Annotated in this window: 7 protein-coding genes and 1 pseudogene; 5 read left to right on the top strand and 3 right to left on the bottom strand. The window is 37.9% G+C overall.

The window, feature by feature from the left end:
• Positions 1–97 precede the first annotated feature (97 nt).
• The 3 genes from VB711_RS15885 to smc all read left to right on the top strand — a co-directional run bounded on the left by VB711_RS15885 (position 98) and on the right by smc (position 4600).
• Positions 98–361: a hypothetical protein gene (locus VB711_RS15885; RefSeq protein ID WP_323287111.1), complete on the top strand. Its 264-nt coding sequence runs from the start codon at positions 98–100 to the stop codon at positions 359–361.
• Positions 361–786 carry a type II toxin-antitoxin system VapC family toxin gene (locus tag VB711_RS15880; protein ID WP_323287109.1) on the top strand — a complete coding sequence of 142 codons (426 nt, stop codon included), beginning with the start codon at positions 361–363 and terminating at the stop codon, positions 784–786. Before VB711_RS15885 ends, VB711_RS15880 begins: the two co-directional genes overlap by 1 nt.
• A 226-nt stretch (positions 787–1012) precedes the next feature.
• Positions 1013–4600 carry a chromosome segregation protein SMC gene (gene smc, locus VB711_RS15875; RefSeq protein ID WP_323287108.1) on the top strand — a complete coding sequence of 1196 codons (3588 nt, stop codon included), beginning with the start codon at positions 1013–1015 and terminating at the stop codon, positions 4598–4600.
• A gap of 204 nt (positions 4601–4804) precedes the next feature.
• Here the strand turns inward: smc and VB711_RS15870 are convergent, their stop codons facing one another.
• Positions 4805–5746, bottom strand: a complete 942-nt coding sequence (locus VB711_RS15870; protein ID WP_323287106.1) for a hypothetical protein — start codon at positions 5744–5746, stop codon at positions 4805–4807.
• 332 nt (positions 5747–6078) lie between these two features.
• On the opposite strand from VB711_RS15870, the pseudogene VB711_RS15865 reads away from it, so the two are divergent.
• Positions 6079–6321 (top strand): annotated as a pseudogene (locus VB711_RS15865) (hypothetical protein); the annotation flags it as partial.
• A gap of 43 nt (positions 6322–6364) precedes the next feature.
• Positions 6365–6925: a hypothetical protein gene (locus tag VB711_RS15860; protein ID WP_323287104.1), complete on the top strand. Its 561-nt coding sequence runs from the start codon at positions 6365–6367 to the stop codon at positions 6923–6925.
• A gap of 471 nt (positions 6926–7396) precedes the next feature.
• Here the strand turns inward: VB711_RS15860 and VB711_RS15855 are convergent, their stop codons facing one another.
• Together VB711_RS15855 and VB711_RS15850 are read right to left on the bottom strand one after the other, a co-directional pair.
• Positions 7397–7801 carry a type II toxin-antitoxin system VapC family toxin gene (locus VB711_RS15855; RefSeq protein WP_323287103.1) on the bottom strand — a complete coding sequence of 135 codons (405 nt, stop codon included), beginning with the start codon at positions 7799–7801 and terminating at the stop codon, positions 7397–7399.
• Between the two features lie 7 nt (positions 7802–7808).
• Positions 7809–8105, bottom strand: a complete 297-nt coding sequence (locus VB711_RS15850; protein WP_323287102.1) for a hypothetical protein — start codon at positions 8103–8105, stop codon at positions 7809–7811.
• Positions 8106–8446 lie beyond the last annotated feature (341 nt).

The raw sequence follows: 8446 nt of genomic DNA, 5'->3' as shown, positions 1-8446 counted from the left end.
GGGGTGGGATGGTGTTAAAAATGCAATAATAGTAATGTAAGTGATACACAAAACCCGACATGATATAAAATATAAAAAACCATGATGGGAGGTAAAAATGTTATCTATCAACCTAGATCAAGAAACAGAAAGCTACCTAGCAGAAATCATCGCTCAAGAAAATACTACATCTGAAGAATTGCTGAAAAAACTAATTTATCAACATTGGCAAACTTGCAAATCTCCCCAAACCCTAGCACAACGGAGAGGTGGTCATCCTCAACATCTCCTACAAGACGCTCCTACTGACTTATCACTACGAGAAAATCGTAAAAAAGTTGTTGCTGAATATATTGAAAATCGTCATCAAAAACATAATTAATGAAAGATTATTCCCCTATTATCCTCACTGATAGTAGTATTTTAGTAGCTTATTACAGTGCCAGAGATAATTACCATAAATCCGTTACTAATTTCTTTGAACAATGTACCAGTGAATTGATTACCACAATGGGTTGCATCACAGAAGTAATGTATCTTCTAAGTAGGGATTATCGTACCCAAAATGAATTTCTAAACGACTTATCCCAACAACTTTATCAATGTGTTTCTCTATTACCGCAAGACTTTGCTCGAATTAGAGAACTCAATGAACAATATGCTGACTTACCCGGTGATTTTGCTGATTTATCCCTAATTGCTATCTCTGAAAGATTAAATATTTCTGCAATTATTACATTAGATAGTGATTTTGATATTTACCGCCGTTATCGAAAACAACCGTTTGAAAGAATTTATTTAGATTGAGGACTCTAAGATCCCTTGTGGGTTGGTTTGAGTGGAAAGGTGTTGAAAAGGCGATCGCTAAAAAGTGACACAAAAACCAACATGATATAAAATATAAAAAACTTACCTTTGCGTCTTTGCGCCTTTGCGTGAGACTAAAATTCTTTCCCCTCAGAGCTTGCCAATCTGTAAATAATTGATACACTAATGGTTCATAGACTCAATTAAAAGTTGACCAACGCCCATAATGGTGCATATCAAGCGCGTTGAACTCACCAATTTTAAATCCTTCGGCGGTACTACTTCTGTCCCTTTACTGCCGGGGTGTACTGTCATATCTGGACCCAATGGTTCTGGTAAGTCGAATATTTTGGATGCGTTGTTGTTTTGTCTGGGACTCTCTAGTTCTAAGGGTATGCGGGCTGAACGTTTGCCGGATTTGGTGAATAATGCTCAAAAACCTAAAGGTAAGGCTTCTATTGAGGCTAGTGTGACGGTGACGTTTGATTTGTCGGATGATGTCTCACGCAGAGGCGCAGAGGCGCAGAGGGAGGAGGAAGAGGAGGAAAATCCAAAATCAGGGGAGTGGAGTGTTACTCGTCGGTTGCGGGTTGGTCATCAAGGGAGTTATACGTCGAATTATTATATTAATGGTGTGGGTTGTACTCTGACGGAGTTGCATGGACAGTTGCAGGAGTTACGGGTTTATCCTGAAGGGTATAATGTGGTGTTGCAGGGTGATGTTACTAGCATTATCTCGATGAATGCCCGGGAACGTCGGGAAATTATTGATGAGTTGGCTGGGGTGGCTACTTATGATCGCAAAATTATTCAAGCTAAGTCAACTTTGGATGAGGTGAAGGAAAAGGAAGATAGTTGTCGGATTATTGAGACTGAATTAACTGTACAACGCGATCGCCTTTCTCAAGACAAAGCTAAGGCAGAAAAATATCGGCAGTTAAAAACGGAGTTTCAACATAAGCAGTCTTGGGAAGCGGTGCTTTCTTGGCGTTCTTTTCAAGCCCAGCAGGAAAGGTTGGTGACGGAAATCCAAAATAGCGATCGCTCTTCTACGGATTTTAACACGGAACTCATTACGGTTAATTCCAATATTGATCAAAAAAATCTGGAACTGGAACAATTAAATCTTCGTGTTAAGGCTTTGGGGGAGGAGGAACTTTTATCGCTTCAATCTACTCTCGCTACTCAAGATGCTGAACGTAAACAACTCCAACGTCAACAAGGGGAGTTAGCGACGACTTTACAAACAACTATCCAAAATTTATCTCAAACTCAACAAGAAATTCAACAATATCAATTGGCTTTAGAAGAGGCTAAGAAACAACAAAATGTAGAGACGTTCCATGGAACGTCTCTACAATCGGAACGTGAAACCGCGCAACAAAATCTAGAATCTTCCCGTCAAGCTGCTGCGGAAATTGCTTCTGCTTCGGAAGCTTGGGTACAGCAACAAACGGCTTTAAATCGGCAAATTGAAACTTTGTTGCAAACTCTCGAACCCCAACGCACTGAACAAGCCCAACTCACAGAACGGAATAGTCAACTACAGCAATTAATTCAAGAACAATCTCAGTTAATTGCTACTTTAGAACCTGAATTGGCTCAAAAGCAAGCCGAATGTCTGCAATTAGAAACGGCGTTTAATGCTGCTGCTGCACCAATTCAAAATTTAGCTGAAAATCTAGCTGCGACGGAACAAGAACTGCAAATCCAACAAGATACTCAAAAGCGTCTTTTGCAAGAACAACGAGAAAAGCAACGTCAGTTAGATAAATTGGAAGCACAGACGCAAGCACAGCAAGAGGTACAAGGAACACAGGCGAGTAAAGTAATTTTACAGTCAGGAATGCCCGGTTTGTGTGGTTTGGTGGTACAATTGGGTAAGGTTGATCCCCGTTATCATTTGGCGTTGGAAATGGCTGGGGGTGGACGTTTGGGACATATTGTGGTAGAAGATGACAGTATCGCCTCCGCCGGAATTGAATTGTTAAAACAAAAACGGGCTGGGAGAGCAACTTTTTTACCGTTGAATAAGATTAACGCACCTAAATATGTGCAAGATGCAACTCTGCGTTTCGCTAGTGGATTTGTAGATTATGCGGTAAATTTGGTAGAGTGCGATCGCCGTTATAAAGATGTATTTAGTTATGTTTTTGGTAGTACGGTAATTTTTAGCAATCTGGAACAGGCACGGAAAAATATCGGACTCTATCGGATTGTAACTCTGCAAGGGGAATTGTTGGAAACTAGCGGGGCGATGACTGGGGGAAGCAGTAGCCAACGTTCATCTCTGCGGTTTGGGACAGGGGAAGCGGCAGAATCGGCAGAAATGAGCGATTTACGAACTCGTTTGCTTGATATTGAACGAATTTTAGAACGTTGCAATGAGGCAATTTCTAGTTTATCAATTCGGAGTAAAAGTTTAGCCCAAGAACTCACCGAAGCACGTCAAGCCAGGAGAGAACAGCAGTTACAGTTGGAACAGTTGCAGAAGGATATTAAAAGTTTAACAGCACAATTGCAAGGAGGGCGATCGCAACTGGCACAAAATACCGAAAAATTCACCACTTCCCAAACTCGGTTGGAAATTTTAGATCGGGAATTACCAGGACAGGAAACAGAACTGCAAGAATTAAGACATACTTTAAATGAATTGGAATCCTCTCAAACCCCTAGTGAATGGCAACAAATTCAAGCAGTAATTAAAACCCAAGAGCAAGAATTACAACAAAAAGATACAGCATTAAGGGAAGCGGAACAAAGATTAAAAAATCTCGAAAATCAACAACAGCGATTACAGGAAAAAATCCAAGTTGCAGAAACGCGAGTTACAGAATATCAACAACAGGAAATCACAGTTAACAGTCAACAAACAACAGTCAACAGTCAACTAGGAGAGATAAATAACCAAATTACCGAAATTCAAACAGCTTTAAGGCAAATAGAGCAAAATTTAGGGGAAGAAAAACGAAAACGGGATGCCACAGAACAAGAAGTGCGATCGCTCCTTTTGCGTCAACAACAGTTACAATGGGAATTGCAGAAACTCCAAGAAACCCAAGCCAAACGGCGAGAAGATTTAACAGTTTTACAAACCAAACTGCGGGAATTAAGTGCAGAATTACCCAACCCCCTTCCAGAAGTTCCCAACCAAGTAGATTTAGAACAATTGCAGAAGGAATTGCGAGGTTTAGCCAAACGCTTGCAAGCAATGGAACCTGTAAATATGTTGGCGTTAGAAGAACATGAAAAAGTCCAAAATCGTCTGCAAGAACTCACAGACAAATTACAAACTTTAGAAGGGGAACGAACAGAATTACTATTAAGAATAGAAAACTTTACCACCTTACGTCAACGCGCTTTTAAAGAAGCCTTCGACGCAGTAAACGAGAACTTTCAAACCATCTTCGCTACCCTTTCCGACGGTGACGGCTACCTGCAATTAGAAAACCCCGAAAATCCCTTTGACAGTGGTTTAAATTTAGTCGCGCACCCCAAAGGTAAACCTGTACAGCGTCTAGCGTCGATGTCAGGAGGTGAAAAATCCCTTACCGCTTTAAGTTTCATTTTTGCCCTGCAACGCTACCGTCCCTCACCATTTTACGCCTTTGACGAAGTTGATATGTTTTTAGATGGGGCCAATGTGGAACGATTAGCGAGAATGATTAAACAACAAGCAGAACAGGCACAGTTTATAGTGGTGAGTTTGCGTCGTCCCATGATAGAATCAGCACAGCGCACCATTGGGGTGACTCAAGCTAGAGGTGCTTATACTCAGGTTTTGGGTATTAAGTTACAATCATCTGACCATTGAATTATTAATTTTGGCAACAAAAGCAATATATCAATAATTATAAATTGTGAATTATTTGGAACTGTAATTTATTCATAACAACCGATACCTCCCTTTGAGGATCAACACAAATTTCAACTAATTAGATAATTTAAATAGGTAAGAAAGTAGAGAAATATATTTGATATAATTCAATCTAATGCAATATTTCCCTACATCTGTTTTTTATTCTTCTGAAGTTGGTAATTTAGAATTAACTAAATTGGTAAATTCTGCCACAGAAGTAATTGTCATTGTTGATATTAGCAGTTCTTCTAAAGCGGTTAGATCATCAATATTCTGAATATTTTTGCTCAATATTGCGGGAACATCACCTAACTTGACTTGTAGCAGTTTAATGATATCTTGTTGGCGAGTTCTGGCAATGAACAATTCTTCAGTAGGTGTTAAAAAAGGCATTTCTATCTCCTTTTCATACTTGGTTATTTTCGTGAGTAATTTCTGTTGTAATTCCTTGGTTAATGACATCATTTTGTCAATAAATCTAAAGAGGTTTTCAATGTCATATCTGCTTAAACCTCGCTCATATAAACTTCTAATTAATTTCCATTTCCACTGCTCCCTATCTACAAGTTTGTTATTAGTAGTTTTGGTTTTTAAATGTGCCATTACTAATATAGCAAATAGATTGCTGCTTTGCTCTAGTTCTTCCCATTTGTAATCTATGAGTTTGACCGTATCAAACTTACACACAACCTCACTGTTACCTAAACCGTATTGATAACTATTAGGTCGCCATGTTTTGCTTTCATCTCCTAATATGGCTAAACTAACTACTGGTTTATGGTATAAATCAAAGGAACGGTAGTTATAGATATACATTCTTTGGGAAAATTCTTCATCGTATTGACTTTGTACTTCAATGTGAATTAATATCCAAATTTCTGTGTTATCTAGTAACCACACTTGATATAATTTATCAGCATAGCGTTTTTCTGTGTTAGAGGTAGCGGTAATTTGTTCTAGTTCTTTGTCTAGAGAAATTGGTGTTTTACTCCAGTCTATTTGTTGGTAAATTTGGGGATAAAAGAAGTTGATAAATTCTGGAAAGTATTTTTCTATTGCTCCTTTCCATGCTTGGTCATAATTGGCTGTTGTTTGTTTCATGTTTATGTTTTTCAGTTTTTATTTACTGGTTAATTATATTTGATACTGATGTATTAATTATAAGTTTTATTATTTTTTAATCATTGAATTTGGTCGAGTTAAGGTAAATTACGGTTAGTATAAAACTTGTAATTTCAAACCAGAGGTAATATCCTAATATCTGAATGGCGATCGCATAATTCATAAATTTAAAATAGTAAATTATTTGCATTTGCAATTTATTGATAAAAACCGATATTTTTGTAGAGGTTTAGCAATACTCAATCCCTACCCATGTTCTGGAAATATTGATATATATGTGTTGGGTTTATTTTCCTCAACCTAACCTACTGCTGCAAAGATATTGTCCTTCCCCATTTTACGCCTTTGACGAAGTAGATATGTTTTTAGATGGGGCCAATGTGGAACGATTAGCAAAAATGATTAAACAACAGGCAGAACAAGCACAGTTTATAGTGGTGAGTTTGCGTCGTCCCATGATAGAATCAGCACAGCGTACCATTGGGGTGACTCAGGCGAGAGGCGCGTATACTCAGGTTTTGGGGATTAAATTAAAATCTTCCGACCACTGCTAAATTTGCTGTAAAGCTTTAATCTCAATCTTTTTAAAGGTTTAATATGTCAAACAAAAATTCTGACGAAATAGCACAAAAAATTGTCCAGCGTTTTGGTGATGCTAAAGTATCTAAACGAGCTTTGAGTGCCCTTATGGCTAATACATTTTCAAAAATGTACTTTATAATTGACAGAGAATGGAAGCAAGGTGAAAAGCTTTACAAGAACATGATTTTAACCTCAATCCGATACTTAGAGGAATGCGGATCAGGCAATTATAATAACATTACGGAAAGTTTACTCGCTATCAACTCTTTACCACTTGTTTGTAAGAAGTCTTCTGATGCTGGCGCTAGTGTAACTGCTGCTATTGCGGCTAGTATCAAAGAAACTTATGATGCTTTAGAAACAAATGAAATTTCTGTCATAAGGAAGAGAATAGGAGTTCAGATATCATTCTTTGGTACAATAGTTAATGTGTCTAAACAGGAATTATTAATCAGTCAAGAAGAATTAGCTACACTTTCGCAGAACATTCCAGCTAATCTTAAGTATATTCTTGATAAATTTGATAGTGGAGAATGGAATGAAAATACGCTCATTCATCAATCTGATTTGGTGTGATCGCTGATCTTGTAGTGCGATCGCCGATCTTGTAGGGTGCGTTAATGAATGTAACGCACCTTATTTTTAATTGAACAAAAGTGCGATCATTTGTAGGTTGGTTGTTGGGTTGTTTAAAGTGCGATCGCTTATCGGGTTCGGTTGATGAAGTGCGATAGCGCAAGCGCTGACTTGTCAGTTCGCTCGTAGGTTAGATTGATGAAGTGCGATAGCGTTCGCGTAGCGTCTCGAAGAGATAGCTGACCGTTCACGTAGTGTCTCGTAGAGAAGGTATCGCTCGTAGGTTGGGTTGATGAAGTGCGATAGCGAAGCTGACCGTTCACGTAGTGTCTCGTAGAGAAGGTATCGCTTGTCGGTTAGATGGATAAAGTGCGAGTTCGCCACTTACACCCTGACCAAATGCGAAAAACCCAATAACAGCTTAACCCAACCTACAGTTTTAAATACATCAGCCAAAAAATAATTTAATCATCATAATTCTACCCAATTCTCTAAACTTAAACCCTCAACTCTGGACAAATCACTATCATTAGAAACCACAATTAAATCTTTAAGAATAGCAGTAGCAGCGATTAAAACATCTTCAGTTTGAATTGGTACACCCCTTAATCTCAAATTAGCATGAATTTGGGCAGCTTTTTCTAAAATTGCCAAATCATCTAAGAAAATAATCGGATATTTTCGACAAAAATCCTCAAATCTTTCTCTTTGTTTAGGTGCATCAAAAGCCAAAAATCCTCTCCTAATTTCAAAGTAAGTTATACAGCTAATGAAAATATTTTCTTCTTTAGCATCAACAGCTAAGATTCTTTGTAAGATTTGAGAATTTTGTTTAATTGCTAAAGAAACAATATTAGTATCTAATAAATAATTCACACATTACCTACTTCCGCTTAATTGCGTCTTCAAAAATTGCCATTTGTTCAGGAGTAAAATCTTCACCTATTTTAGCCAAAAGTTGCACAGCCATCATTTTATCACAACGGTTTTTAAGACTTTCTTCTGATATCTGATTAAATTTTTCCAAAGAAAAGTTTTCTTTAAATACTTTTACTAAATTTTGTACTGTTTCTACATAATTCAAATCCTCTTTGAATAAAGAATCTTCTTCCATTAAAATAGAAACAATATTCTCAATTCTCTTAACCATTGATTCTTGTTTCATATCAGTTGATAACATAATTATTACCTCACTAAATAGTCTTTATATCCATTATATCAAGTTTCTGAACTTTTGGAAATGATTTATACTAACACTTTTGAATCACCAATGAATCCCCAAAAGTTTGTAGCGACTGTTTTGAATGTCAAGTGATCGCGTTCACGTAGTGTTCCGCAGGAAAGCGCTCCGCTCCGAATCGCTCGTAGGTTGGGTTGATGAAGTGCGATAGCGTTCGCGTAGCGTCTCGAAGAGATAGCTGACCGTTCACGTAGTGTCTCGTAGAGAAGGTATCGCTTGTGGGTTAGATTGATGAAGTGCGATCTCTTGTTGAGTGCGATACCTGATTACCAATAGTCGAG

The organism is Cronbergia sp. UHCC 0137 (genome assembly GCF_034932285.1).
Classification (GTDB): Bacteria; Cyanobacteriota; Cyanobacteriia; order Cyanobacteriales; family Nostocaceae; genus Cronbergia.
This window is presented reverse-complemented; position numbering and strand designations above follow the sequence as displayed.

Excerpts from the sequence above, each read along its gene's own strand:
- VB711_RS15885 (WP_323287111.1), top strand. The coding sequence starts at position 98 with ATGTTATCTATCAACCTAGATCAAGAAACAGAAAGCTACCTAGCAGAA.
- VB711_RS15880 (WP_323287109.1), top strand. The coding sequence starts at position 361 with ATGAAAGATTATTCCCCTATTATCCTCACTGATAGTAGTATTTTAGTA.
- smc (WP_323287108.1), top strand. The coding sequence starts at position 1,013 with ATGGTGCATATCAAGCGCGTTGAACTCACCAATTTTAAATCCTTCGGC.
- VB711_RS15870 (WP_323287106.1), bottom strand. The coding sequence starts at position 5,746 with ATGAAACAAACAACAGCCAATTATGACCAAGCATGGAAAGGAGCAATA.
- VB711_RS15860 (WP_323287104.1), top strand. The coding sequence starts at position 6,365 with ATGTCAAACAAAAATTCTGACGAAATAGCACAAAAAATTGTCCAGCGT.
- VB711_RS15850 (WP_323287102.1), bottom strand. The coding sequence starts at position 8,105 with ATGTTATCAACTGATATGAAACAAGAATCAATGGTTAAGAGAATTGAG.